We start from the raw sequence: 25839 nt of genomic DNA, 5'->3' as shown, positions 1-25839 counted from the left end.
CATTCCCGGAAGGACACCATGGATCACCGCACGGACGGTCCCGCCGACGGCGCCGTAGTCGTCGAGATCGAGGGTTTGACCAAGCACTATGCCGGTGTGCAGGCGCTCACGGACGCGTCCGTGACCATCCGTGCCGGCGAAGTGCGGGCGCTGCTCGGCCGCAACGGTGCCGGTAAGTCGACGATGATCCGGCTGCTGGCGGGCGTCGAAACCCCGGACCGGGGGACCATCCGTGTCGGCGGCGAACTACTCGGTCGAGGCGTCCGGCGATCGACCGCGCTCGGCATCGAAACCGTCTACCAGGAACTGAGCCTGGTCCCCGAACTGACCGTCGCGGAGAACATGTTCCTCGGGGTCTGGCCCCGCACCGCTGGTCGCGTCGACTACGACGTCATGCGCCGCGAAACCGCCGCCGTGCTGGAGGAACTCGCACTCGATATCGATCCGCTCAGCCGGGTCGAATCGCTGCCGCTCGCCGAACAGCAGCTCGTCGAGATCTGCCGTGCCGTCCGGCGGCGCCCGCGGCTGCTCATCCTCGACGAACCGACCAGCGCGCTGGCCGCCACCGAGGTCCAGGCGGTCCTGAAAACTGTCGACCGGATCGCGGCGGCCGGCGTCGCGGTCGTGTATGTCAGCCACCGTCTCGACGAGATCCGGCAGGTCGCCTCCACCGCGACCGTCATGCGCGACGGCCGGGTCGTCGACACCGTCACGCTCGAGGATGTCAGCACTGCCCACGTCGTGGCGCTGATGGTCGGCTCTGCCGAACCGGCCGTGGAGGAACGCGCCGAGCGCGCCGTGGACCGCTCCGGGACGCCGTTGCTCTCCGTGCGGAGCCTGGTGTTGCCGCCGAAGATTCGCGAGGTGTCCTTCGACGTGCACCAGGGTGAAGTGCTCGGGATCGCCGGTTTGATGGGCTCCGGCCGCAGCGAACTGCTCCGGGCCATCGCGGGTTTCCATCCGATCTCGTCCGGTTCGGTCGCGGTAGCCGGGACCGATGTCCGCAATATCGGTGCCGCCCGGATGAAGGCTCTGGGAGTCGGTATGACTCCCGAGGATCGCAAGGGCGCGGGTATCGTGCCGTTGCTCGGTGTCGACGAGAACATGCTCATCTCGGATTACCGGGCGGTCAGCTCCGGACCGACCATCGTGTACCGCCGCTTCCGTGCGGCCGCAGCCGGGTTGATTTCGCGGCTGTCCATCGCGACGGCTCGCGCGCAGACACCGATCGTCAATCTCAGTGGTGGCAATCAGCAAAAGGCGGTTATCGGTCGCTGGCTGCACGCCGGCAGCCGGATCCTGCTGCTCGACGAACCCACGCGCGGCGTCGATGTGGCGGCAAAGTCCCAGATCTATCGCCTCGTCAGAGAACTCGCCGACGGGGGAGCTGCCGTCGTGTTCGTCTCGGGCGAGCTCGAGGAACTGCCGCTGGTCTGTGACCGGGTGATCGCGCTGCGCGGCGGCGAGATCACCGAGGAACTGACCGGCTCCGATATCACCACCGACTCCGTCCTCGCCGCCGCGATGGCGGCCTGACCACCACGAAGCAAAGACGAGAAGAGGACCCTGTGGTCATCACCAAGAACACTCTCCAGCCGGGTGATTCCCGCACAGCGCGCAGCTGGTTGGGCTCGCGTAGTCATCAGCTCAACGAAATCGGCCTCGTGGTGGCGATCGCGGCACTCTACGTGGTGCTCGGTCTGACGGCGTCGGGATTCATGGACGGTTCGAATCAGCTGGGTATCCTGCGCGATGCCGCGACGATCGGCATCGCCGCCTGGGGGGTGACGCTGGTGATCATCGCAGGCGATATCGACATCAGCATCGGCCCGGCCGTCGCGTTCGCATCGGTGCTGGTCGCGATGGGCAGTGCCCAGTGGGGTCTCGGTGTGTTCGGTGCCGTGCTCCTGACCTTGGTGCTCGGTGCGGCCTGGGGTGCGCTGGCCGGCTGGTTGCGGGCCAGCTTCAATGTGCCGTCCTTCATCGCCACCCTCGGCTTGTGGAGTGTTCTCGGCGGTCTCGGCCTCTACCTGACCGACGCCTTGCCCGTGGTGCTGCCCGAGAGCGGCCTGTTCGACCTGCTGGGTGGTTCGATTCTGGGGATCCCCACGTCCGCGGTGGTGATGCTGATCCTGTTCGCCGTATTCGTCTACATCGCCAAGTTCACCGCGTACGGTCGTTCGGTCTACGCCATCGGCGGTAACGCGGCCGCCGCCCAGCTGGCCGGTATCAACCTCACCAAGGTGCGCATCCTGCTCTTCGCCACTACCGGTCTGCTCTCCGCGATTACCGGTGTGCTGCTCGCCTCCCGGCTCGGCGCGGGATCCGGCAGCGCCGGAGCGGGACTGGAGTTCGATATCATCGCGGCCGTCGTCATCGGCGGCGCCGCCCTTGCCGGTGGTCGCGGCACGATGCTGGGTACCCTGCTCGGCGTCGTCTTCATCACCGTGATCGGGAACGGGCTGGTCCTGCTCGGGGTGAACTCCTTCCTGCAGGACGTTATTCGCGGTGTGATCATCGTCGGCGCCGTTCTGATCAACGCGCTCATCGTCCGCCGCGGTGCCGCGGCCGTCCGCACCGCATGACGGGCTCCCATATTCATGCGGGTCACCACTCGGTCCTGACCCGGCCGCCCACAGGAGGAATCGTGACCACAACCGAACCGGGAACCTCGACAGTTCCCGAAACGATGCCGGGCATCTATCTTCCCGGCAACTCCACCACCGAGATGCGGCAGGTTCCCGTGCCGACACCCGGTCCGGGGCAGCTGCTCGTCGAGGTCGGCGCCGCCGGTATCTGCGGTACCGATATCAGCTACATCTACCGCGAGTACAAGACCCACCGCGGTATCGACGGCCCCGCCTACCGCGGCGTCGTTTCCGGCCACGAGCCGTCGGGTCGCGTCGTCGCCGCCGGGCCGGGCTGCGCCCGCTTCGGTGCCGGCGACCGGGTCATCGTCTACCACATCGCCGGCTGCGGGCTCTGCGACAACTGCCGTCGCGGCTACTACATCAGCTGCACCGCGCCGTCACGGGAGTCGTACGGCTGGCAGCGCGACGGCGGTAACGCCCGGTACGTTCTGGCCGAGGAGCGTACCTGCGTGCCGCTGCCGGAGGAGTTGTCGTATGTCGACGGTGCGCTCATCGCCTGTGGCTTCGGCACGGCCTATGAGGGGCTTCGCCGCATCGGTGTCAGCGGGGAAGGCGACCTGCTCGTCGTTGGTCTCGGACCCGTCGGCCTCGCGGCCGGCATGATCGGCCGCGGTATGGGTGCCCGTCGCGTCGTCGGCGTCGAACTGTCCGGTGAGCGCCGGGAGTGGGCCGATTCGCTCGGTATCTTCGATGCCACCGTCGCACCGGACGATGCGGACGCCGAACTCGACCGATTCACCGGCGGAGCTGGATTCGCCTTCACCATCGACGCTTCGGGTTCGGCGCCCGGCCGGTCCACCGCGGTCGAGCATGCGGCCGAGTGGGGTCATGTTTCGTTCATCGGCGAGGGCGGCCGTTTCGACTCCGAGGTCTCGGATACGTTGCTGCACAAGCAGTTGACCTTGCATGCGTCCTGGGTGACCTCCTTGCAGGCAATGTCGGATCTCGCGGCAAACCTGGTCGCGTGGGGTCTGCGCCCCGAGGCCGTGGTCAGCAATCGGTTCACCCTCGCCGAGGCCGATCAGGCCTTCGCGCTCGCCGCGGGAGGCAGTCGCGGCAAGGTTGTCTTCGTCTCGGATTCACTGCCGTGACGCCTCGGTCGCCCGCCACCGGCCCCCTCGTCGAGATCGACGAGGGGGATGGGCGCCGCCCCGATATCGTGTGGCTCGACAATGCGGTGTTGCGGCTGGGGTTCGTCCCCACGCTGGGCGGACGGCTGCTCTCGGTGCAACTGCGCGGCCGGGAAACGTTGTGGCGCAATACCGATATGCTGGACGAGAACCTGTACCCGGTCCCGCCGCACATTCCCGCGCCGGTATCGGGGCCGATGAGCGTCTGGAACAACTACGGCGGTGACAAGACCTGGCCGGCGCCGCAGGGCTGGTCCGGCCCGGCCGAATGGGCGGGCCCGCCGGACCCGGTGCTGGACTCCGGGGTGTACGACCGGCGAGTGGAGCAGGCTCCGGGGGCGGTGACTCTCACGATGACCAGCGGTCACGACCCACGCACCGGTCTGACCCTGACCAGGGAAATCACCCTGCGGGACGGGCAGAGCTGGTATGACGCACGCCTCGAAGCCCGCAATACGTCCGCGCAGCCGGTGCGATGGGCGCTGTGGAACGTCACCCAGCGCGCCGCGGGCGGGCCCGGCAGCGGCGGCGTGTACGTCGGTGTCACCGACGGTGACCACCGGGCGGTGCCGCTCGCGGTCGGCACCGGAACGCCCCGGTACGAGGTCCTCGGCACCGATCGGGTCCTGGTGCCGCATCAGGATGTCGTCGGAAAGATCGGATTTCCCGGCGCGAGTGGATGGCTGGCGCACGCGGCGCACGGCATCACCACCACCCAGACCTTCACCGTCGACCCGGGAGGTGACTACCCGGACAGCGGATCTCGCGTCGAGGTGTGGATGGAGCACCCGCTGAGCGCACCGATCGAGCATCTCGGTGGTCTGCACCCGCGGGCGCGAATCGTGGAGATCGAACTTCTCGGCTCGTCGGCGATGCTGGCGCCGGGCGAACACACCGCACTCCGATACCGCTGCGCGACCGCTGCCGGCGCGGGCGAGGTCCGCACTGTCACCCCGGTCGGGCACTGGGAGAGTGATGCCCGGTTTGCCGCCTACGCCGACGGTGACCTCCTGGCCGGCGGTATCGCGGTCGGTGGCGTGCGGGCCGGTGCGGTGACGACACTGGACAACACGCTGATCGGGAGCCCGGTCCGGCTGCGCGAGCACGGAACCGGAGTGGAATACGAGCTCGGTACCGCACCCGGCCCCGGCCGGGCATACGACCAGAAGGAGGGACTGTGACCTCAGGATCCGGCCCCGGCACGGTGCTGATCACCGGTGCGGCCCGGGGCATCGGTGCCGCGACCGCACACCGCATGGCGAGCTCCGGCTGGTCGGTGGTGTTGTTCGACCGTGCCGAGGAAGTCGCCGAGACGGCCGCGTCGATCGAATCCGCGGGCGGCCGGGCACTGGCCTGCCGCGGCGACGTGACCTCCCGAACCGACTGGGCGACAGCGGTCGAACGCACCCACGCGACCTTCGGCCCCATCGATGCCCTCGTCTGCAACGCGCTGGCCACCGACCACGCCCCGCTGCACGAGATGACGCTGCCGTCGTGGCAGCGGCAGCTGGACGTCAACCTCACCGGCGCCTTCCACGGGATCCGGGCCTGCCTCCCCGACCTGCGCCGCGACCGGCGTGGCGCGATCGTCATCGTCTCCTCCGTCCATGCCGGCTTCGGGCTCCCCGGCGTGCCCGCCTACGCGACGACCAAGGCCGGACTGACCGGCCTGACCCGGCAGGTGGCCACCGAATACGGCGGTGAGGTCCGGGTGAACTGTGTACTGCCCGGACCGATCCTGACGACCCAGTGGGACGGGATCCCGGAGGAGGATCGCGCCGCCAGCGCCGCGGAGACGGTGATCGGACGGCTCGGTGATCCCGGCGAGGTGGCCGGTCCCATCGAGTTCCTGCTCGGGGCGTCCGCCTCCTTCGTCACCGGCGCCACCCTCACCGTCGACGGCGGCTGGAGCATCACCAAGAATTCGTCCTGACCGCGCCCGGCGCGGTGTGCACATATTCACGGAAAGCGGAGTCGAGGGAAGAGATGACAGGCTATGCGGGACGCGGAGTCCACGGTACGACAGTGGAACTGCTCGGTTCCCGAATCGTGGACGGCACCATGGCGCCCGGTGAGGTCCTCGATCTGCGGGAGATCGGCTCACGGATGGACCTGTCGCTGACCGCGCTGCGTGAGGCGATCAAGGTGCTCGCGGCCAAGGGGCTGGTCGATTCCCGCCAGCGCCGCGGGACTTTCGTCCGGGAACGGGCCGAGTGGAATGTGCTCGACAGCGATGTGATCCGCTGGCGGCATTCCGCCGGTGACGCGTCCGCGATGCTCGACGAACTCGCCGAGGTGCGGGCGATCATCGAACCGTCCGCCGCCGGACTGGCCGCGCTGCGCCGCACCGACGAAGACCTCGCCGATTTCGAGCAGGCCCTCGCGGATATGGCCGCCGCCGCGACGGGAACCGCGGAGCAGGCCGCCGCCGCCGATCTGGCCTGGCACGGACTTTTGCTGCGGGCCGCGCACAACGAAATGCTGGCCAGCATGAACGTGCTCGTGGAACCGGCGCTGATGGTCCGGGACTCCCTCGTGCACAACCACACCACCGACGACCCGGTGCCGAGCCATCGCGCGGTCGTCGACGCCATCCGCGCGGGCGATCCCACGGCCGCGGTGGCGTCGACCAGGGCACTGCTCGACAAGTCCGCACACGACCTGTCGCGCGTGCTCAATCTTCTCGACAGTAAGGAATCCGGGTGAAGATCACCGCTATCGATACCTTCGCAGTCGCACCACGATGGCTGTTCTGCCGCATCGCCACCGATGCCGGCATCGTCGGCTGGGGTGAGCCGGTGGTCGAGGGCCGGGCCGTCACCGTCCGCGCCGCGGTCCACGAACTTGCCGGACTGCTCATCGGGAAGGATCCGCGCACCGTCGAAGCGCATTGGCAAGTCCTCACCAAGGGCGGCTTCTATCGCGGCGGCCCCGTACTCTCCAGCGCCGTCGCCGGTATCGATCAAGCGCTGTGGGACATCCTCGGAAAATCGCTGGGCGTACCGGTGCATCAGCTACTCGGTGGAGCGGTCCGCGACCGGGTACGCGTGTACGGCTGGGTCGGCGGCGACGAACCGAACGAGGTCGCCGATGCCGCCCGCGCCCAGATCGACGCCGGTCTGACAGCACTGAAGATGAACGCGTGCGGACGATTCGGCCGGTTGGCGACGCCCGCGGAACTGGATGGCGTCGTCGCGCGCGTCGGTAAGGTCCGGGATGCGATCGGCGACCGCAACGATATCGCGGTCGATTTCCACGGGCGCGTCGGAGTTGCCGACGCGCGCCGGCTCGTACCGATGCTCGAGCCGATGCGGCCGCTGTTCGTCGAGGAACCGGTCCTGCCCGAACTGAGCCACCGGTTACGCGATGTGGTGGAGTCGACGACCGTGCCGATCGCGACCGGTGAGCGCCTGTACTCCCGCACCGAATTCCTGCCGGTGCTCGAGTCGGGCGTCGCGATCGTACAACCGGACCTCTCGCACGCCGGCGGTATATCCGAGGTCCGGCGCATCGCGGCCCTGGCCGAAACCTTCGGCGCCCTGCTCGCCCCGCACTGCCCGCTCGGCCCGCTGGCGCTGGCGGCCAGCCTGCAGGTCGCGCTCGCGACACCGAACTTCCTGCTGCAGGAGCAATCCATCGGAATCCACTACAACGAGGGCAGTGCCGAGCTGCTCGACTACGTCCTGGACCGCTCCCCGTTCCAGTTCGTCGACGGGCATATCGAGCGCTGGGACGCACCGGGTCTCGGGGTCACGATCGACGAGGCCGCGGTCCGTGCCGCCGACGCGGTCGCCACCAGCTGGCACGGACCGATCTGGCGCCACCCCGACGGGTCCTTTGCCGAATGGTGACCCCACCCGGCGGCAGCCGGCGATACGAGAACCGACGAAATCGAGGCATCTGATGACCCTGCTCGACGACCTACGCGCACACCGGCTCCTCGGCATCATCCGTGGCACCGACGCCGCCGCGTCCATCGATACCGCACTGGCGCTCGCCGACGAAGGCCTCCGGCTGTTCGAGGTCTCCCTCACCTCGGTCGACGCGCTGCGGGTGATCGAGGAGGTCGCGACGAGGCTCGACGGACAGATCCAACTCGGCGCGGGGACCGTCCTCACACCCGGCGACGTGATTCGGGCGCGGGACGCCGGCGCCACCTACATCGTCACACCGGGCCTGGCGCCTTCGGTGCCCGCCGCGATCGAAGACGGCGTCCCGGTGCTCTGCGGTGCCCTGACTCCTACGGAAATCATTACCGCGGCGGGGCTCGGTGTGGACGCGGTGAAGATCTTCCCGGCGTCCACGATGGGACCCGGGTACTTCAAGGATCTGCGCGCACCGTTCCCCGATATCCCGCTGATCCCGGTCGGCGGGGTCGGCGCGGATACCGTGCCCGCGTATCTGGCCAACGGCGCGGTCGCGGTAGGCGTCGCGAGCCCGCTGTGCGGCGACGCTCCCAACGGCGGGGACCTGGCGGCGCTGCGGCTACGGGCACGGTCGTTCCTCGAAGCTGTGCGGGAGCAGGCATGAGCGGGTCAGGCCCGGAGGCGGTAGCGAAGCATCACCACGCGGGGCCTTCGCTCATGCCCGATAGACAGAGCGTGAGCGCGGCTCCCGAACGAGCTCTCGACGTCGTCACCATCGGCGAGACGATGGTCGCGGTGCGCGTCGCGGACCGGATCCGGTTCGGTGGTGACGCCACCCTGGCGGTCGCCGGTGCGGAGTCCAATGTGGCGATCGGTCTCGCCCGCCTCGGCCACGGGGTGCGGTGGGGTGGCAGACTGGGCGCCGACGAGTCCGGGGAACTGGTACTGCGTACCCTGCGCGCGGAGAACGTCTTCGTCGACACCGTCTCCCGCGATACCGACCGGGCCACGGGCCTGGTGCTGTTCGAACAGCGGCTACCGGACGTGACCCGCGTCGAATACCACCGCCGCGATTCCGCGGGATCCCGCGTTCGGGCGGCGGATTCCGTTGCGGCGCTGACGGAGATGCCGCGCGTCCTGCATATCACCGGCGTGACACCGTCCTTGTCCGCGAGCGCCGCCGAGGCCGTGACCGAGGCCGTACGCATCGCCCGCGGCGGCGGCGCGCTGATCTCGTTCGACGTGAACTTCCGCTCGCGGCTCTGGGATCCGGATATCGCCGCGGCAACGCTGCGGCCGCTGGCCCGCGCCGCGGACGTGGTGATCGCTTCGGAGGACGAACTCGGTCTCGTCGCACGTGATCCCGCGGAGCTCATCGGCTGTGGCGTATCGGAGGTGGTGATCAAGCTCGGCGCCGACGGAGCCACCGCGCACACTGCCGCGGGCGTGACCACGGGCGAAGGACACCGGGTGAGTGTCGTCGACTCGATCGGTGCCGGTGACGCCTTCACCGCCGGATACCTGTCCGCGCTGCTCGACGGCGGCGATATCGCCGAACGGCTGGCGCGCGCAAACACCCTGGGCGCATTCGCGGTATCGAGCCGCGGTGACTGGGAAGGGCTGCCGAGCCGGGACGAGCTGGCCCTGATCACGGCCGGCTCCGGGGCGGCACTGCGATGAGCGCGGTGGGCGAGTGGACCGCGCTGGGCGGGGCGCGATACGAACTCGGTGAGGGGGCGCGGGCGACGGACGACGGATTCGTATTCGTCGATCTGCTGGCGGGAAGGCTGTTCGAAACCGACGGCGAGACCGAAACCGGTGCGGCACGTGAACGACTGCGGCTCGATATCCCCCTCGGGGCCGTCGCCCCGTGTGCCGGCGGCGGCTGGATCGCCGCGGCGGGCACCGGTATCGCGCTGCTCCACGTATCGAATGGTGCCGAACCGAGCGCCGCTGACGTCGATATCGACTGGCTGGCAAAGCCGTTCGACAATACCTCCGTTCCGATGCGGATGAACGACGGTGTCGCCGACCCCCGTGGCCGGTTCTGGGCCGGCGCGATGCCCTACGACGGCACCCCTGGAGCCGGCCGGCTGGTCCGGGTCGATCCCGACGGCAGCGTCCACGTGGTTCTCGACGGGCTCACCGTCCCCAACGGTCCGGCGTTCGGCGCTGACGGTGCCACCATGTACCTCGCCGACAGTGCACGTGGCGTGATCCTGCAGTACCGAGTGGGGGAGGACGGCGGAATCGACGAGCCCGCGACGGTCTTCGCCACGGTCGACGATGCGAGCCCTGACGGTATGACCGTCGATGCGGACGGATATGTGTGGTCGGCATTGTGGGGTGGCCGCAGGCTGCACCGATACAGCCCCGATGGCGAGCTGATCGATGTGGTGCCTGTCCCGGCGGCCCAGCCGACGAGCATCGCATTCAGTGCTCGTGCTCCGCACCGGCTGCTGGTCACCACCGCGACTCACGGGTTGACCGAACCGGGTCCGCTGGACGGCGCCACGCTGGTCGCTTCGACGACAGTCGCGGGACTGCCCACAGCGATCTTCGGCGCTTAGGTGCGAGTGATCGGAGCCGGAGTGCCTGCTCGGTAGCAGTACTGCTCGAGGCTGCGGCCGCGATCCCTGCGAGGATCGGCCTTTCAGGAACTTTCAGCGGATAATTCAGCGGCGCGCAACCTCGCCACCCTGAGACGGGTCCCGGTCAGGTCAGCAACTTTGCCCATCGCTGGGCCGAGGCGGTGAGGTCGCGGCCGACATGATCGAGGAAATCGGCCATACCGGCCAGCCTTTCGCCCGCGGCCGTGGTGGCGCCGACCTCCGCTGCGCCGCTGCGGGCCGCGGACGCGATCGCCGCATTCTGGCGCACCCCCGCCATAGTGGCGCGGGCCCAGGCGGTTTCGTCGATGATGTAGCGGTCGCGGCGCCGGGGTGTGTCTTGTTTCCGGTAGATCAGTTCCTGCGCTTGCAGATACCCGATCGCGGCGGAGATGGCCGCCGGACTCACCCGCAGTGTCGCGGCGAGTTCGGCGGCGACCGAGCTGCCGTCGTCCGCGGTCATCAGGCACGCCAGCACGCCGGCGGCGGTGCGCGGCATCCCCGTTTCGACGAACAGCGAAGTGAGACGGTCGATAACGGGTAGTGCGCGGCTGTCGACGGTGCTGTGTGCGTGGTCAGGATTCGCCTGCCTGCGGGATCGTTGCCGACTGACTCGGTGTGCCCGGTCGGGACGGTAACGCCCGGGGCCGCCGTTGCGGTTGACCTCCCGGCTGATCGTCGACGTCGGCCGGTCCAGCTGCCGTGCTATTGCGGCGTAGCCGATTCCGGCTCGCAGGCCGACGGCGATCTCTCGGCGGTCCTCCGCGGACAGTCTGGATCCCGGCATCGGGAGGGGCCCTCTCTGTGTGGCATCCGGTCGACAACAGCGTTCATCGGCAGTGCATTGCAACGATAGCTCGCCGGAGGGAGCATTAACCCGCACAGCAATTGCAACCAATTTACCTGAACTGAGCTGCATATTGTACAAATTGCGCAGATTTATCGTTGAGCACAGGCTTAATGCAACTTAGCGTTCGCCTTGATCTGAACGAAACGGTGAGATCGGGAGCGACGATGACACAACCACCAGAAACAGCTGAGAACACCGCGGCGGCGCTGCACACTCGGAGACCACCGGGACGACCCTTCGATCCCCCGATCGAACTATCGGAGCAGCGCGAAAAGTGTCCGCTCACACGCTGGACCTTCCCCGACGGTCACCACGGCTGGCTGGCCACCGGCCATACCGAAGTCCGGGCCGTGCTCGCCGACCGCCGGTTCAGTTCCCGATACGAACTGATGCACAACCCGGTAGCCGATCTGGGGCCGCTGTCACCTGCTCCGATCGGCGATCTCCTGGGTGTGGACGCGCCGCAGCACACCCGGTATCGCAGCCTGCTCATCGGCCGGTTCACCGTACGCCGGATGCGTCAGCTCACCGCCCGCGTCGAGGAGATCACACACTCCTGCCTGGATGCGATGGCGGACTCGGGAGGGCCGCTGGACCTCGTCGAAAGTTCGCGTACCCGATTCCGGCGCAGATGATCTGTGAGCTGCTCGGGGTACCGTTCGCCGAGCGGGCGACTTTCGAACACCATGCGCTCGCCGTCAACAGCGTCGACAGCAGTCAAACCGATCAGCTCACTGCCTTCGCGGCGATCGAGGAGTATGTGCGCGGTCTGGTCGCCGCCAAACGAGCGGCTCCGACCGACGATCTGCTCAGTGATCTGACCGCCACGGATCTCGACGACGACGAACTCGCCGGAATCGGCACGTTTCTCCTCGGCGCCGGGCTGGACACCACCGCGAATATGCTCGGTCTGGGGACCTTCGCCCTGCTCACGCACCCGGACCAGTTCGCCGCGCTGCACAACGATCCCGGCCTCGCGGATAGTGCAGTCGAAGAACTCATGCGCTACCTGGCCATCGTGCACACCAACTCGCGTGTGGCACTCACCGATATCGAGCTGGCCGGCCGGACGATCGCCGCAGGCGAAACCGTTGCCCTCTCACTACAGACAGCGAACCGGGACGCCCGCCGGTTCGATGACCCCGATACGTTGGATATCCACCGCAACGCCACGGGGCATCTGGGCTTCGGCTACGGCCCGCACCAATGCCTGGGGCAGCAACTCGCCCGCGTCGAGATGCGAGTAGCGCTACCCGCCCTGGTATCGCGCTTTCCGGAGCTTCGCCTCACGGTTGCGCCCGACGCCGTAGCGCTGCGGCACGGCGCGGATGTCTACGGCGTGCACAACCTGCCGGTCACGTGGTGAGCCGGATGCGGGTCTCGGTGGACCGCCGGTCGTGTATCGGTGCGGGTATGTGCGTACTGGCCGCATCGGAGGTTTTCGAGCAGGCCGACGACGGCAGGTCGGTGGTGCTCGACACGGACCCACCACCCGAGCTGCACGTCAGGGTGCGGGAGGCCGAACAGGAGTGCCCTGCTGCCGCGATACGGCTCGCCGAGAGTGCCTGACCGCCCGCTGTTATCGGGGCCGTGCCGGATCGGGATGATGAGGTGGTCATCCGGCGCCGCCATGCGGCAGCAGACGGACGGTCGAGCGTGCCGGGGTGGTGCTGCGAGGCCGGCCGTCACCGCTCGGACGGGGCGGGGCGCGCGGAACGCTCTGCCGCAAGGCTCTGATACAGGCCGGTGAGGTCCAGGGAATCGGCCGGACCGGTGCGTACATGGCCGGTGCGGTCCACCTGGCGGTGCAGCGCTTCCATCTTCTCGTCGAGCTGGGTGGCGACTTCGGCGGCCTGGGCGAGGTCGCTGCGCAGGTTCGGGGGCACTTCGCCCCGGTACTTGTAGTAGATCTTGTGTTCCAGGCTGGCCCAGAAATCCATGGCGATGGTGCGGATCTGGATCTCGACCGGTATCCGTTCGGTGCGTGCGGAGCGAAACACCGGGATGGACACGATCAGGTGCAGACTCTGATAGCCGTTCGGCTTGCGGTGGGTGATGTAGTCGCGTTCTTCCAGGACGGTGATGTCTTCCTGGCCGGCCAGCATGTCCCGGATCGCGGCGATATCGGAGATGAAGCTGCAGACGACCCGGACCCCGGCGATATCTAGCACATTTTCCCGGATCGCCGCCAGGTTCATCGGGTAGTTCTTGCGCTGCACCTTTTCCAGCACGCTTTCCGGCGATTTCAACCGCGATCCCACATGTTCGATGGGGTTGTACTCATGGGTGCTGTTGAAGTCCTCGCGCAGAATATTGATCTTCGTGGTGATCTCGTCGATCGCGAACTTGTAGCCCAGCATGAAGTCGACGAACTGTTCGCGCAGCGTCTGGACATGCTCGATATCGATTCGCCCCGGTGCGCCGGATGGGCCATCGACGGCGGTGGTGTCCGGATGCCAGGGCTTCATTGCGCCCATTGTGCCCTCACCTGCGATTTACCCGCCACTTCGAGTGATATCCACCATGTCTCCGGCCCGTCGCGCATCGGCCGATCATCGCCCGGGGCCCGTGGCCTTTCGTTTCGCTGCGCTGGTGGCTGCTCTTCGGTGGCGAGGCTCTCCGCTAGCTCTGACGTGCGGATTTCAGCTTTCACTAGACAAGTGTCAAGTGAAAATGCAATCCTGCTCACAGAGCGCCGCAGGTTATGGGGACCGGCGGTTGTGGTCGCGCAAGGAGTGTTCATATGCAGTTCCAGAACAAGGTCGTTTTCGTCACCGGTGCCGCTTCCGGGATGGGCGCGGCGACAGCTGCGGCGTTCGCCGCGCAGGGGGCGATCGTCTACGGGGCCGATATCTCCGCCGAGATGTCCGTTTCAGGTGGACTTTTCGGATAGGTCGATCATCGACGTGGGTTCCGAAAGTTTGATGCGGGTTTTCCAGGGTCGGCGTGTTCGGGTCTATATTTCGGATTTGGTGGCGCGGGCGGCTGCTGCTTGGGCAGGAGGGTGCAGGTCGGTCGTGGGTGCTGGATTCCGGTCCGGTGGTTGGGCTGGAGGGGTTTGCTGTCGGAATCGTCCTGGCGGGCAGCCGAATTCGCTCTTGAACGCGTGGGCGAACGCAAATTCGGATGCATAGCCGGCGTGTCGGGCGATGATCGAGATCGGGGTGTCGGTGTCACGCAGTTGCCGAGCGGCGAGGGTCATGCGCCACCAGGTGAGGTAGGCGATGGGCGGTCGGCCGATCAATGTGGTGAATCGGCGGGCGAAGCTGGCCCGCGACAGTCCGGCGTGATCGGCGAGTTCAGCGATGGTCCAGCCGTGTCCGGGCGAGCTGTGGATCGCCGATAGCGCGGTCGCGACGGCTGGGTCGCGGAGTGCGGCGGACCACCCGGCGTCGGTGCCGCTGTCGGCGTGCTGGTCGAGCCAGCTGCGCAGGATGTGTAGCAGCAGAGCGTCCAGCAGCGTGCGCAGCATGGCATCGCGCCCTGGGTGGTGATTGCCGATGAGTTCACCGTCGAGGAGGTCGACGATTGTTCCCGCTGGGGTGTGGCGCGTTGTCGGGGCGGGGAGGTGAATGACCTCGGGAAGATCGGCGAGCATCGGGTGTGACCGGCTTCGATCGAGCAGGTAGGCGCCACACAGCAGAACGGTTTCCGGCCGCAATTCGGATGCGGGTGCCGACGATTCAGCCTGTCCGGGGTTCACTCGGCGCAGCGTCGTCGTGGCTGCGTGTAGTGGTGTAGCCGGGTCGTCTGCGAGGGCATGGGTGCAACCGCCGGGGAGGAAGACGATGTCACCTGGTCGCAGCACGATGGGGTCGCCGGTGGGTGGCAGGAACCAGCACGTCCCGGCCAGCACGACATGGAATCCGGCGGCGTCGACTGCGGGCAACTGCCAACCGAACGGTGCGCGATGGGTGACCCGTGCTGAATGTGGCTCGCCGATGCGCATCGCAGTGACCACGTCCGACAGGGGATCCATTGGGCAAGACTATCAACTTCTCATGTCATCGAGACGAATTCGTATAGATGGAAGATTTTGTCGCATTGAACGTCTCATGTGATCGGTTTTAAGTTCGATGTGCTGCGTAGTCGCGCAGTCTGGCACGAATCAGGAGTCGATATGGTCATCGCTGTCTATGGCGCCAACGGTTATCAGGCCAAGCTCATCCTCGCCGAGTTGTCCCGACATGAAGCGCAGGTCCGGCTCATCGGCCGTGACCTGCAGCGGCTCGAAGACGCGGCGGCCCAGGTCGGCATCCCCGATGCCGACCGCCGGGTCGCTGGCGCCGACGACCACGCCGCGTTGGTCGCGGCCTTGACCGGTAGCAATGTCGTCATCAATTGCGCGGGGCCGTTCACCGTCTCCGGGGCGGCGGTGGTCGCCGCAGCGATCGATGCCCGCGTCCACTATGTCGACACCGCAGGCGAGCAGTCGTATGTGAAAAGCATCTTCGACACCTTCGCCGATGGCGCCGAGCGTGCGGGCGTCACGGTGGTGCCGGCGACCAATGACGGCTGCTTGCCGGGGGATCTGCTCGCCCACCTTGTCGCCGAGCAGACCGGGCCGCTGGCCGAGATCACGGTCAGCCACCTCATCACCGGTGGTGGCGGTCCCTCGCGGGGATCGTTGCGTTCGGCGTTGGCGACCATCGATGCGATGACCGCAGGCGGGCTGACCTATCACGACGGGTTGTGGCGCGCTGGGATCGCGCCACGGCACGAGGCGATCGTGCTGCCCGACGGCGCGTCCGTGGCGATGGCAACGCTGCCGCTGTGCGAGGTCGTCACCATTCCCCGGCATGTTCATGTCGACCATGTCGAAAGCCTGGTCGAGGCCACTCTGAAGGCCAGGCTCGCAACACCGGTCACAGCAGAGCTGATCGAGAGTCTTCCCGAAGGCCCGACTGACCGCGACCGCGCCGCCCAGCGTTTCACCTACCTTCTCGACGCGACCGACCACCACGGCCTCCAGACCCGTGGGGTGATCCGCGGGACAGACACCTACGGCACCACCGCTGTCGTCGCGGTCGAAGCAGCCCGGCGACTCGCAACAGGCAATGCCGCTGCCGGAGTGCTCAGCCCAGCACAGGCATTCGACCCCGCCGACTTCCTCGCAACCTTGTCCGAACATGGCCTCGATTGGACGATCAAGACGACCTCGACGGTGGGGTGACACAGATTGTCGCGTGTTCAGCGGAACCTGAACTTCCGTCGGCGGCGAGGGCCAGGTGTGAAATAGGGGCGTTCGCTGACCGACCAGGGCCGCGGTTGCGATTCCGGGCGCGGTTGGGTCCGTTCCGGCCAGGGGGCAGGCTCGACAGCGGTGGCGAGATAATCCGATGGCGCCGGGTGTGGGCGGATGAAATCGAAGGATCCGACCGTGGGCCCAGTCGAGTTCGGGCCGTGTTCGGTGTGGACCTCGCGGACTGTCGCTATCGCCGACAGCGCGGTTTCGAACAGCACCTGTTGCTCGGACCAGTCTCGGAGGATGACCGGTGCCAGGGTGCGATGGTGGAGCATGGCGTCTCCTCCGCAGCGGTGCTGTGCGAACCAGGCGGCGCTGGTGAAGCGGGCTTCCTCGTTCTTCGTGTGGGGTTTGCGATAGCTGGGGCCGCCGAATGTGCGCAGGCTGCGGTAGTCCTGCAGGGGCAGGCTCGGGGATCGCCAGCAGTCCTGGTCGATCCAGTGCGCGACGGCATCGTTGACGATCTGCGGCCGATAGCCGGGTTGGCCGAGACGAGGTCCGATCGCGGCGGCGAATCGTCGCTGCATGTCTAGCCCACCTGCGGCCAATCTCCGCCAATGCAGTGGCCCCAGCAGCTCGGCGAGGCTGACGGCTTCAGGGTAGGTAACGGCGAACAGTCTTGAGGCGCTGAAGGTTTCCAGTTCGGTGCCGGACGGGATCAGTAGCTGCCCCCGCCGGGCCCACCGATGCCGGGCATCGCCGGGCTCGGGCTCGCGCCGAGAGGTCCATCGGTGCGCGCAGATGAGGAACCCGGTCAGCACCGCGTCGAAGGTCGCCGCCGGTCCGAGGCGGCGCATCAGCCGTAAGTGGGCGCGTTGTGCGGCAACAACTTCCGGCAACTGCGTCAGGTCCGGTTGCGGCAAGCCGGTCAGATCCGGTGGCCCGATCCAGATCCGGTGTCGCAGGCAGACCCAGTGGTGGTGTGCCAGCAGCTGCAGCACTGGCCCGCCGGGATGGGCGGCGGTGCAACGCCAGCACCCGCGTTGGGGTTCGTGCCGCATTGCGAGCCAGTCCGGTTCTGGAGATCGAAGTTCGATGATTGCGCGGGCCAGTCGCGCGCGGGGCTGGTCCACGACAGCCGCGAACAGATCCGCGTCGATTCGGCGTGTGCTGGTGCCGTTGCGCGGTCGGCTGACCTGGGTCCAGAGCTCGGTGAACGGCATCTCGTGCAATGTAGCCAGCCGGGTGAGGTAGGAGACGGCGATCTCGTTGGTGGCGGGCCGGACGCGGATCGGCAGTCGTGCCACCATCAGGCGCTGGCCTCGCCGCGGGCGATGATGGTGCGGCGGCGTGGCGGACTGCTGCTTGTGGCGGCGTAGTCGACGGGGATCTCATCGAGCAGAGCACGAGTGATCTTCTCGCCGCCATCGTCGATGGCCAGGATCGCCGCGCCGCGAATCAACTGGGACAGGCTGCCGATCATGCCGCCGGTGCGCTGGTAGAGGTATTCGGCCAGCCCGACGAGCGTGCCGGGCTTGTGCCGGTGCAGCACCAGCATGCCCTCCAGCGAGGCGACCAGGGCGCACCAGGCGGCGCGTTGCTCGCTGGTGCCGTAGGCGAACGGCGTCGCGCTGATGAGGGTGAATCGTCCGGCGATCTGACGTCCGCGGACTCCCGCGAACAAGCCTTGGGCTTCGACCTCGATTCCGGCGTAAGTGAATGTGGCGGGCAGGCGTTCGGCGAAGTACTTCAACTGGTCGGAGACCTCTGCGCCGGCGCGGGTGGCCAGGTTCAGATTGTGTATCTCATCGACCAAAACGAGCTCGACGCAGGTGCGGGCCGCGGTCGCGCAGACGGTGTTGACGATGTCGGGCATGTTCGCGCGGCTGCCGAATTCTAGGCCGAAGAACCGCGCGAACTCGACCGCGAGCATCCGCGCGGTCGCCGCGGGCGGAACGGTCACGTAGACGACCGGGATCCGGTTGCGCCCGGCGGGTCCGGGGTGGCGTTTGCGGATCGCCCGTTCGTGGGTGCGGCCCAACTGCGTCAGCGCTGTGGTCTTCCCGGTCCCGGAGGCTCCCGACAGGATCACACCGCGGCGGGCGGAGACCTGGCCACGGTTGAGTTGGACCAGCAGCCGTCCTGTGCGCAGCACCTGCCGGATCGTCGGGGTATTCACCAACGGCAACTGGCCGTGATAGTCACGCCTCGCCTCGTCGAGAGCGATGCGCTCAGCCCGCGACAACGCCGTCAACGCAACGTGATCCGGCTGTGCGGGTGTTTCGGGTTGGTAGTCGACGAACCGGCGCCAGCCCTCCTTCGTGGTCAACGGTTCGTCGGCGGGCAACTCGTCGGCGTTATCGCTGGGCTGGCCGGTCATATCCATCTTTCTGCTTCGGCGTCGGCGTCGAAGACACCGAACGGGATCACCTCGGCGGTCTCGGATTTGGCTTGTTGTTGCGGCGCCGCCTGGTCCGCTTCGGTCGCGGGCGGCGGTTCTGGCCGGCGAGTGGCTGTGGCGGCGCGAGTGCGGGCGGCGATCTTGCGGCCGGTGGCGTCCGGGCCATGCTCTGCGCGGGTCAGCAGGGCGTCGAGGGCGCGGGCGATTTCGGTTTCAGTGACGTCACGGCCGGATTCGGCGACCAGGCGGCGGGCGTGGCGCCAAGTGAAGTCGGCGAACGGTGCGGCGACCATCGGCAGATGCGTCCAAGAGGCGGTGATCCAGCCGCCGTCGTGGTGGTTGCGCACGAATACCCGTGACAGGTCGTAGGGGTCGTAGTGCACCTCCCACAACCCTCGCTTGCCCGCCAGCCCGGACGGCTGACGCCGATATCGGCCAAACTCTGTGCAGTCGTAGATGCGGTTGTCGATGCGGACGCCGTAGTCGTTGATCTGCCGCCATTTCACCGGCAGCAGCTCCAGATAATCGGTGCCCGACAACGTGAGCGGCAGATAACCGGCTGCCGCGACCAGGGCGGCGTATTTTTCGTTCGGCGACAGTTTCCGTCGCGGCGCGGCCGGATCCCGTAGCGCGTCATGGCCGCGGTGCTGCCAGTAGATGACCCACTCGTCGAACAGATCCTGTAATTCCCCGATCGTCCAGACCGCCTCGATACCGGGCCCGCGCAATGTGGGGTTCGCGCCCTTGAATCCGGCAACGTGTTGCGCGAACAGAGTTTTGATTGCCGTGAAGGTTGCCTCGACGATGGCCTTGTCGGTCGGGGTGTCTTTGCGGGCGGTCTGGATCGAGATGCCCAGTCGATCGCAGGCGCGTTCAAATACCTCGGAGACGAACACTTTGCCGTGATCGATGACGACCTGATCCGGGACGATCACCGGCCGAGCCGCTGCCTCCCGCATCCGCGCATCGATCGACACCAGCCGCTCGTGTGGCAGCACCGACGCAGACATCCGCAACGATGCGGCCCAGCCGGGCCGCATCGGCTCGGGCACCATCATCTTCGCCAGCAGCAGCGACGCATCGACCGCTTTCGTGCCGACCGGCCGCAGCACCGCTGCGCAGAGACTTCGGGTGGCGACGTCGACCGCGATCGTCAGATCAGCGCGGACCGGCACCCCATCCTCGGCCAGCACCATCACATCGATCGGGGTGGAGTCGATCTGGACCTGCTCACCCGGCCGCATCGCGAATGTCGGTGTGAACATCCCGTCCGGACGGTTGGCCAGTTGCCGCCGTGTCACCGCCGACCCGAACGTGTGCCGCCCGACCGACAACCGGTCGATCAACGCATAGAACGTGGTCTTACCTGGCAACGGCACCACCCCAGAGCCGTGGATTTCCTCCAGCTTCTTCACCACCCGGCGGATCAGCCGCGACCGGGTGCCGGTGGACTGGCCGGTCTCGGCATCGAGCATCTCGCGGATCACCTCCACCAACCGCGGATCCGCGCGGCCGGCGAGATCGAATGTCCGTGTCACCCGCTGATCGACCAGCCCCCACAACCCCTGCGACGCATAGCGAGCGCGCCGATTCTCGATCGTGCGCGTCGTCACCCTCAGTTCGTCCGCCTTCGCGCGCTGCCGCTCGGCTAGCGACGTGACCGCCGGGTCGTAGCCTTCTCTCGGGCGGGCGCCCGGCGGCGGATCCGGCGGCAGCCCGGTCTCGACCTCGACCACGTGCTCGCACCATTGCTGCGCTGCCGCGACCGCGTCGGCGGGCAATGCCTCCAGCAACCCGTGCGGCTCCACCGACGGCAACGCTGTCCCGTCGACCACCACGAAATCCGCCGCACCCATCAGATGTGACGCCAGCACCACCTGCTCGACACCCGAGTCGGACCGCAACCGCACCGACGTCCCCGACAACCCCACCACCACATGCTCGTCACCGTCGAACACGACCCGATCACCCACCCGCAGCACCGGACGCGGCAAACCCATCAGCCCGCCACCACCCTCCGCGCATCGGCGGCGACGACCTCGGTGTCAGCAGATAGCGGCACCGACAGATCCGCCTGCAGCCGATGACGCCACAGCAGATAGAACAACACCGGCAGCACCGCGATCGTGTCGCCCACCGATTCCGCCCCGGACATCAACTCGGCCGGTTCAGCGAACGCGTCCAACAGTGCGCCGGTGACCTCGGGCAGGTCATAGCGCCGGTGCCGGTAACCCGACAGCCAGCGCACGTTCGCCATGAAGACCGGATCCGGTGCACCAGCCACCTCATACCACCAGCCGAGTAGCGCGCACGCCGCCTGCGTTGCCGAGAACGCCTCAGCGTCACGCGGTTTGATCCGATCCAGCGGACGGCAGTCCAGCACCAGCGCACCGCCATCCGCGTGCCGAGCGAAGTAGTCCGGTGCATGCGACCGCGGCTTGCCATCCGGTTTCGTCCAGAACAGCCAGAAAGGCTGAGCCGCGATCCCGACTACGTCCGGATCGAAATCCAACAGCTGCAACCGATCCCGCTCCAACCACGATTCGTAACCGACGTGACCTCCGGTCGTGGCCGTCCACCAGCGACCGACATGATTGCGCTGGCCCTTGTAAGACGGGAACCCACGCACAGGCAGACAGTCCTCCAACGGCACCGCCCACGCATCCGTCAACGCCAGCCGCCGCTCACCGGACTCGACATCGACATAGGCGATCGCGAACTCCCCGCCCTCGGGCGACGCCGCCGCGCCGCCCGGCACCACACTCAGGCTCGACACGGGCACGGAGTCTGCCCGCCAGGACCCTCCGACGTCCCCAGAATCCGAAAACTATGTCCGAACTCCGCAACCACCTACGAAAACTAACCCCGAACGCCGAAACCTATACCCGAACAGGACACGAGAGTCTGCAACGCGCGCTCGCGGCGGTGCCGAACGCGCACGCCGTGCCGCTCGATATCGCCGATCCCGATCCCGATCCCGATGCCGTCCGCGCCGCGTTCGAGCGGGTGGGCGATGAGCAGGGACGCCTCGATGTCCTGGTCAACGCGGCGGGCGTCAACACGCCGACCAAGGCCGCCGGTGCCGCGCTCAACGCGGAGAACTACCGCGGATTCCTGGCAGCAAAGGAAGGGCGGCAATACAATCCGGAATTCCTGGAAACGATCTCCGACGAGGATTTCGACCGGGTAATGAAAATCAACCTGTACGGCCCCTTCTACACGACCCGGGCCGCGGTGCCCCTCCTGAAGAAAGCCGGCGGCGGCGCGATCGTGAACTTCTCTTCATCCGCCGCGCTGATGGCGGTGGCGATGCCGGCGTACTACCCGGCGTCCAAGGCCGGTGTTCTCGGCTTGACCCGTGAGGTCGCCACCGAGTTGGCGCCGTTCGGTATCCGCGTCAACGCGCTCGCCCCCGGTGCGGTGGATACGCCGCTGTTCCGGCAGACCGAACCCGAGTTCAACGACTTCCTCATCTCGTTGCAGCCGATCAAACGGGTAGCCACGCCCGAGGAGATCGCCCGCACCGTCCTGTTCCTCGCGGGCGAGGAAGGCGGTTACTACACCGGCCAGACCTTCTCGCCCTCCGGTGGCCTGGTCATGTGACCCCCGTCGACCAGAACAGCCAGCGAAGAACAGGATTCACCATGAGCGGAATCGACCGTACCGCCCTGACCCGGCTCACCGACGAAATCCACCGCGATATCGACTCCGGCGCCTACGACGGCGTCAACATCGTCCTCGCCCGCCACGGCGATATCGTCGTCGACGAAACCATCGGCTTCGCCGAACGCGCCACGTCGACCCCGCTGCGCCACGATCACGTCTTCCGCATCCTGTCGATGACCAAGGCCTTCACCAACGCGCTGGCCTACCGTGCGCTCGGCGAGGGCAAACTCGCGCTGTCGACGCGGGTGGTCGATGTGATCCCCGAGTTCGCCGGCCCCGATATCTTCCGCTCCGTGCGGAAGGACCGGATCAACCTGCACCATCTGCTGACGCATCGGTCCGGTATGCCCGCCACCCCGAACCCGGGCCTGGGTCCGGCAGAGTTCGGTGTGCTCGCCGATGTCATCGCCGCGCTGTGCTCGGTCGATGTGGTGAATGAACCCGGCACCGATCTCAACTATGCGCCGGCGATCAATCACGCTTTGATGGGTGAGATGGTCCGGCGGGTGTACGGGTACTCGTCGTTCCGGGACCTGGCCCAGGACCTGATCTTCGGGCCGCTCGGTATGACGAGGACCAGGTTCGGTCTGCCCGCCGACTGGAAAAACGATGCCGTTCCGTTGAAAGCCTATGTTCCGGATACCGGATGGCTGTCCCCGGACGATATCGAATGCCTCAACGACGCGATTTCCGAGGACGCCGAGATCCCCTGGGTCGGCGCGGTCAGCACCGTCGACGATATCTTCACTTTCGCGGAGATGTTCCGCCGCCGCGGCGAGCTGAACGGTGAGTACCTGATCGCGCCCGCGATCATCGACCAGGCGACGACGCTGCAGACCGGCGAGATACCCAATGACCTGTACGCCGGTATCGCGGCAGCCCGTGGCTGGGATATACCGCCCGGCAATTTCGGGCTCGGTTTCTCCCTGTCGGGCACGGGTGCGCATGCCTCGTTCTTCGGCCCGTTCACCTCACCGCGCACCTTCGGTAACTACGGTGTCGGGTCATCGCTGTTCTGGGTCGACCCCGCGCTCGACCTGACCTTCGTATTCCTGTCCGCAGGCTGCATGGAGGAAGGCGACAATGTCGCCCGCTTCCAGAAGCTGTCGACCATGGCCGCCGCCGCGGCCATCTGAACCGAATTCGCCGTCCACACTTTCCGGCCACGGGCCGGGAAGGGAGTTCTTCATGACCAGTACCCCTGAGGCGGTGGCCGCCCGCTGTCCGATCGCGCACGGTTTCGACGCGCTCGGCGACGACTACTTCGCCGACCCGGCAGCGCATTTCGCGCGGTTCCGCGACGAGCTGCCAGTGTTCTTCTACCCGCATCTGAACGCGTGGATCGTGACGCGCCGCGATGATGTCGAAACCGTCCTGGCGGACTGGCAGCAGTTCGGTTCCGGTGGCAACAGCGGCACGATCGACGTTCCCGAACAGTTCCGTGCCATCATGCCGTCGGACCTGATCACCCAGATCCTCGTCGGTTCGGATCCGCCGAGCCATACCGACCATCGATTCGTCGCCCAGCGCGGTTTCACGAAGGCCCGGATGGAAGCGTTGCGGCCGGAGATCGAGGCACGCGCCCACCGCATCATCGACCGGTTCGAGACGGCGGGCTCGGCGAACCTCGTCACCGACTACGCACTCGAACTCACCACTGCGACGATCATGGCCCATATGGGTCTGGGCGTCGAGCACGACGCCATGATGCGGCAACTGCGCGACGACTTTGCCCTGATCCTCGCGTCGGCGGCCGAGCCGATGGCCGAACCGCTGCGAACACAGGTGTGGCAGCGCTATATCGACGCGACCCTGGTACTGCGCCGAATTATCGACGAACGCCGCGAGCGTCCGGGTTCCGACCTGATCTCGGATATGGCGACCGCCGTCGGCGCCGACGGCCGCCCGATCCTGTCTTCCGCTCAAATCGCCGTTCACCTCACCGAATTCGCCATGGCGGGAGTCGATTCGACGAGTCAGGCGGTCTCGAACGCGGTGCTGTTCCTCGCACAGAATCCCGATGTGCCGGCCGAGGCCCTCGCCGATCCGCAGCTGTGGGCACGCGTATTCGAAGAAACCGTGCGCCGCCGGCCTTCCTCGACGTTCGCGGCGCGCCAGGCGCAGCAGGACACCGAGATCGGCGGCGTATCGATCGCACAGGGCGATATGGTGTGGCTCGCGCTCGCCAGCGCCAACACCGACCCGGCGCGGTGCCCCCATCCGTTCGATTTCGATATCCACCGCCCGGACCCCGAAGACCATCTCGCCTTCACCCGCGGCAGGCATACCTGCCTCGGCCAGGCCTTGGCCCGGGTTCAGGGTGCGACGGCGCTGCAAGTGCTGTTCGAGCGGCTGCCGTCACTGCGTCCCGCCGCCGACGTACCGTTGGACTTCTTGCCGATCGCGCTGCTGCCGGTGCGCCGGAACCTACCTGTGACCTGGGATGTCGGTGACGTCGAACGGGCGAAGCAAGTGGTTGCCCGGCAATTCGTACTGACCGTGCTCGACCGGCGCACAGCAGCTGACGGGGTCGTATCGCTGATTCTCGGGCACCCGGACGGTGAAGATCTACCCGGCTGGAAACCCGGGGCACATATCGATGTGCACCTCGGTGACGGGCCGGAGGCGCTGGTGCGCCAATATTCACTGTCCTCCGCGCCGGCGGACCGCGCCCGGTGGCGTATCGGGGTGCTGTCGACCGCGGATTCCCGTGGTGGGTCGCGGTTCGTTCACGAGCGACTGCGGACCGGGTCGACCGTGACGGTCGGACTGCCGCGCAACAACTTCGCGCTGCGCCCGGCCGCGCGTTATGTGTTCGTCGCCGGCGGGATCGGGATCACACCGATCCTGCCGATGATCGAACAGGCGGCGCAGCAGGGTGCGCAGTGGTCCCTGCTCTACGGCGGCCGGACCCGCAAGTCGATGGCGTTCCTCGAGGAACTCGCTCGCTACGGCAACCGGGTCACCCTCCGCCCTCAGGACGAATACGGCCTGCTCGACCTGGCCACAGTGCTCGCCGACCCCGCCGACGACACACTCATCTACTGCTGTGGCCCCGAACCACTGCTCCGAGCCGTCGAGGAAGCGAGTGCGCACTGGCCGATCGGCTCGCTGATCACCGAACGGTTCGCCGCGAAGCCGCGTACGAATACCGGGCCGGACACAGCGTTCGAAGTCGAGTTCGCCGCTTCCGGTCGCACTGCCACCGTCGGGGTGGGCCGCACGGTTCTCGACGTCGCCGAAGAGAACGGTATCGGTGTGCTCTCGTCGTGCAAGGAAGGTACCTGCGGCACCTGCGAAACCCGCGTTATCGCCGGCCGCATCGACCACCGGGACTCCATCCTGACGCCGGCCGAACAAACGGCGAGCGAGACGATGATGATCTGCGTCTCCCGCGCCGCCGAAGGTTGCTCGCGACTGGTTCTGGACTGCTGATCGTCCGGCGCTCGCCTCTCGGTGCGACGACTCTATCGGGCAACCA

At 67.2% G+C, this 25839-nt stretch carries 25 protein-coding genes; 18 read left to right on the top strand and 7 right to left on the bottom strand.

The features are described from left to right. The first annotated feature begins 18 nt into the window (after nucleotides 1-18). The 10 genes from ON22_RS16445 to ON22_RS16400 all read left to right on the top strand — a co-directional run bounded on the left by ON22_RS16445 (nucleotide 19) and on the right by ON22_RS16400 (nucleotide 10217). A complete protein-coding gene (locus tag ON22_RS16445) occupies nucleotides 19-1536 on the top strand; it encodes a sugar ABC transporter ATP-binding protein (RefSeq protein ID WP_033242274.1) in 1518 nt (505 codons plus the stop codon). Nucleotides 1537-1568: 32 nt separating this feature from the next. Further along, nucleotides 1569-2585, top strand: a complete 1017-nt coding sequence (locus tag ON22_RS16440; RefSeq protein WP_231507928.1) for an ABC transporter permease — start codon at nucleotides 1569-1571, stop codon at nucleotides 2583-2585. Between the two features lie 62 nt (nucleotides 2586-2647). Beyond that, nucleotides 2648-3742, top strand: a complete 1095-nt coding sequence (locus tag ON22_RS16435; protein WP_033241533.1) for a zinc-dependent alcohol dehydrogenase family protein — start codon at nucleotides 2648-2650, stop codon at nucleotides 3740-3742. Continuing rightward, nucleotides 3739-4962 carry a DUF4380 domain-containing protein gene (locus ON22_RS16430; RefSeq protein ID WP_063820596.1) on the top strand — a complete coding sequence of 408 codons (1224 nt, stop codon included), beginning with the start codon at nucleotides 3739-3741 and terminating at the stop codon, nucleotides 4960-4962. The genes ON22_RS16435 and ON22_RS16430 overlap by 4 nt, the downstream gene beginning before the upstream one ends. Further along, the gene (locus tag ON22_RS16425; RefSeq protein ID WP_033241534.1) at nucleotides 4959-5714 is read left to right on the top strand and encodes an SDR family NAD(P)-dependent oxidoreductase; all 756 of its coding nucleotides are present in this window, start codon (nucleotides 4959-4961) and stop codon (nucleotides 5712-5714) included. Before ON22_RS16430 ends, ON22_RS16425 begins: the two co-directional genes overlap by 4 nt. Before the next feature lie 53 nt (nucleotides 5715-5767). Further along, the gene (locus ON22_RS16420) at nucleotides 5768-6487 is read left to right on the top strand and encodes a FadR/GntR family transcriptional regulator (protein ID WP_033241535.1); all 720 of its coding nucleotides are present in this window, start codon (nucleotides 5768-5770) and stop codon (nucleotides 6485-6487) included. Beyond that, the gene (gene dgoD, locus ON22_RS16415) at nucleotides 6484-7632 is read left to right on the top strand and encodes a galactonate dehydratase (RefSeq protein ID WP_033241536.1); all 1149 of its coding nucleotides are present in this window, start codon (nucleotides 6484-6486) and stop codon (nucleotides 7630-7632) included. The genes ON22_RS16420 and dgoD overlap by 4 nt, the downstream gene beginning before the upstream one ends. Before the next feature lie 52 nt (nucleotides 7633-7684). Next, nucleotides 7685-8311: a bifunctional 4-hydroxy-2-oxoglutarate aldolase/2-dehydro-3-deoxy-phosphogluconate aldolase gene (locus ON22_RS16410; protein WP_033241537.1), complete on the top strand. Its 627-nt coding sequence runs from the start codon at nucleotides 7685-7687 to the stop codon at nucleotides 8309-8311. A 71-nt stretch (nucleotides 8312-8382) separates the two neighbouring features. Then, the gene (locus tag ON22_RS16405) at nucleotides 8383-9327 is read left to right on the top strand and encodes a sugar kinase (protein WP_197039604.1); all 945 of its coding nucleotides are present in this window, start codon (nucleotides 8383-8385) and stop codon (nucleotides 9325-9327) included. Further along, complete coding sequence (locus ON22_RS16400) at nucleotides 9324-10217, top strand: SMP-30/gluconolactonase/LRE family protein (RefSeq protein WP_051157705.1); 894 nt, start codon at nucleotides 9324-9326, stop codon at nucleotides 10215-10217. Before ON22_RS16405 ends, ON22_RS16400 begins: the two co-directional genes overlap by 4 nt. 145 nt (nucleotides 10218-10362) lie before the next feature. On the opposite strand, the gene ON22_RS16395 is transcribed toward ON22_RS16400, so the two are convergent. Next, nucleotides 10363-11043, bottom strand: coding sequence for a GbsR/MarR family transcriptional regulator (locus tag ON22_RS16395; RefSeq protein WP_033241538.1), 681 nt, complete (start codon nucleotides 11041-11043; stop codon nucleotides 10363-10365). Nucleotides 11044-11270: 227 nt separating this feature from the next. On the opposite strand from ON22_RS16395, the gene ON22_RS38430 reads away from it, so the two are divergent. From ON22_RS38430 to ON22_RS16385, 3 genes are read left to right on the top strand one after another with little or no spacing between them, the layout of a single operon-like run. After that, nucleotides 11271-11741, top strand: coding sequence for a cytochrome P450 family protein (locus tag ON22_RS38430; RefSeq protein ID WP_306306601.1), 471 nt, complete (start codon nucleotides 11271-11273; stop codon nucleotides 11739-11741). After that, nucleotides 11738-12472, top strand: a complete 735-nt coding sequence (locus tag ON22_RS38425; RefSeq protein ID WP_306306600.1) for a cytochrome P450 — start codon at nucleotides 11738-11740, stop codon at nucleotides 12470-12472. The genes ON22_RS38430 and ON22_RS38425 overlap by 4 nt, the downstream gene beginning before the upstream one ends. Nucleotides 12473-12477: 5 nt before the next feature. Then, nucleotides 12478-12675 carry a ferredoxin gene (locus tag ON22_RS16385; protein WP_033241539.1) on the top strand — a complete coding sequence of 66 codons (198 nt, stop codon included), beginning with the start codon at nucleotides 12478-12480 and terminating at the stop codon, nucleotides 12673-12675. Nucleotides 12676-12791: 116 nt separating this feature from the next. Here the strand turns inward: ON22_RS16385 and ON22_RS16380 are convergent, their stop codons facing one another. After that, nucleotides 12792-13574 carry a GTP pyrophosphokinase gene (locus ON22_RS16380; protein WP_373280867.1) on the bottom strand — a complete coding sequence of 261 codons (783 nt, stop codon included), beginning with the start codon at nucleotides 13572-13574 and terminating at the stop codon, nucleotides 12792-12794. Nucleotides 13575-13849: 275 nt separating this feature from the next. On the opposite strand from ON22_RS16380, the gene ON22_RS36720 reads away from it, so the two are divergent. Next, nucleotides 13850-13999 (top strand): SDR family NAD(P)-dependent oxidoreductase, encoded by a 150-nt coding sequence (locus ON22_RS36720; RefSeq protein WP_269322761.1) that lies wholly within the window; start codon nucleotides 13850-13852, stop codon nucleotides 13997-13999. 63 nt (nucleotides 14000-14062) lie between these two features. On the opposite strand, the gene ON22_RS16375 is transcribed toward ON22_RS36720, so the two are convergent. Beyond that, on the bottom strand, nucleotides 14063-15085 hold the full coding sequence (locus ON22_RS16375; protein WP_051157704.1) for an AraC family transcriptional regulator: 1023 nt from the start codon (nucleotides 15083-15085) through the stop codon (nucleotides 14063-14065). 141 nt (nucleotides 15086-15226) lie between these two features. Here ON22_RS16375 and ON22_RS16370 point away from each other — a divergent pair, with 141 nt between their 5' ends. After that, nucleotides 15227-16279 carry a saccharopine dehydrogenase family protein gene (locus ON22_RS16370; RefSeq protein ID WP_033242280.1) on the top strand — a complete coding sequence of 351 codons (1053 nt, stop codon included), beginning with the start codon at nucleotides 15227-15229 and terminating at the stop codon, nucleotides 16277-16279. Between the two features lie 17 nt (nucleotides 16280-16296). Here the strand turns inward: ON22_RS16370 and ON22_RS16365 are convergent, their stop codons facing one another. The 4 genes from ON22_RS16365 to ON22_RS16350 are packed head-to-tail and all read right to left on the bottom strand — an operon-like array spanning nucleotide 16297 to nucleotide 21450. Next, entirely contained in the window at nucleotides 16297-17601 is a 1305-nt protein-coding gene (locus tag ON22_RS16365; RefSeq protein WP_051157703.1) for a hypothetical protein, read from the bottom strand. Then, nucleotides 17601-18671 (bottom strand): TniB family NTP-binding protein, encoded by a 1071-nt coding sequence (locus tag ON22_RS16360; RefSeq protein WP_051157710.1) that lies wholly within the window; start codon nucleotides 18669-18671, stop codon nucleotides 17601-17603. The genes ON22_RS16365 and ON22_RS16360 overlap by 1 nt, the downstream gene beginning before the upstream one ends. Further along, nucleotides 18668-20692 carry a TnsB C-terminal domain-containing protein gene (locus ON22_RS16355; RefSeq protein WP_033241541.1) on the bottom strand — a complete coding sequence of 675 codons (2025 nt, stop codon included), beginning with the start codon at nucleotides 20690-20692 and terminating at the stop codon, nucleotides 18668-18670. Before ON22_RS16355 ends, ON22_RS16360 begins: the two co-directional genes overlap by 4 nt. Then, complete coding sequence (locus tag ON22_RS16350) at nucleotides 20692-21450, bottom strand: TnsA-like heteromeric transposase endonuclease subunit (protein WP_231507929.1); 759 nt, start codon at nucleotides 21448-21450, stop codon at nucleotides 20692-20694. Before ON22_RS16350 ends, ON22_RS16355 begins: the two co-directional genes overlap by 1 nt. Nucleotides 21451-21521: 71 nt before the next feature. Here ON22_RS16350 and ON22_RS16345 point away from each other — a divergent pair, with 71 nt between their 5' ends. The 3 genes from ON22_RS16345 to ON22_RS16335 are packed head-to-tail and all read left to right on the top strand — an operon-like array spanning nucleotide 21522 to nucleotide 25793. Further along, entirely contained in the window at nucleotides 21522-22295 is a 774-nt protein-coding gene (locus ON22_RS16345; RefSeq protein WP_081595614.1) for an SDR family NAD(P)-dependent oxidoreductase, read from the top strand. A 41-nt stretch (nucleotides 22296-22336) separates the two neighbouring features. Next, nucleotides 22337-23494: a serine hydrolase domain-containing protein gene (locus ON22_RS16340; RefSeq protein WP_033241542.1), complete on the top strand. Its 1158-nt coding sequence runs from the start codon at nucleotides 22337-22339 to the stop codon at nucleotides 23492-23494. Nucleotides 23495-23546: 52 nt separating this feature from the next. Next, nucleotides 23547-25793 carry a cytochrome P450 gene (locus ON22_RS16335; protein WP_033241543.1) on the top strand — a complete coding sequence of 749 codons (2247 nt, stop codon included), beginning with the start codon at nucleotides 23547-23549 and terminating at the stop codon, nucleotides 25791-25793. Nucleotides 25794-25839: the final 46 nt, after the last annotated feature.

Source organism: Nocardia carnea NBRC 14403, from assembly GCF_000308515.1.
Classification (GTDB): Bacteria; Actinomycetota; Actinomycetes; order Mycobacteriales; family Mycobacteriaceae; genus Nocardia; species Nocardia carnea.
Note: the sequence above shows the minus strand (reverse complement) of the source record. Positions and strands in the feature narration are given on the sequence as shown.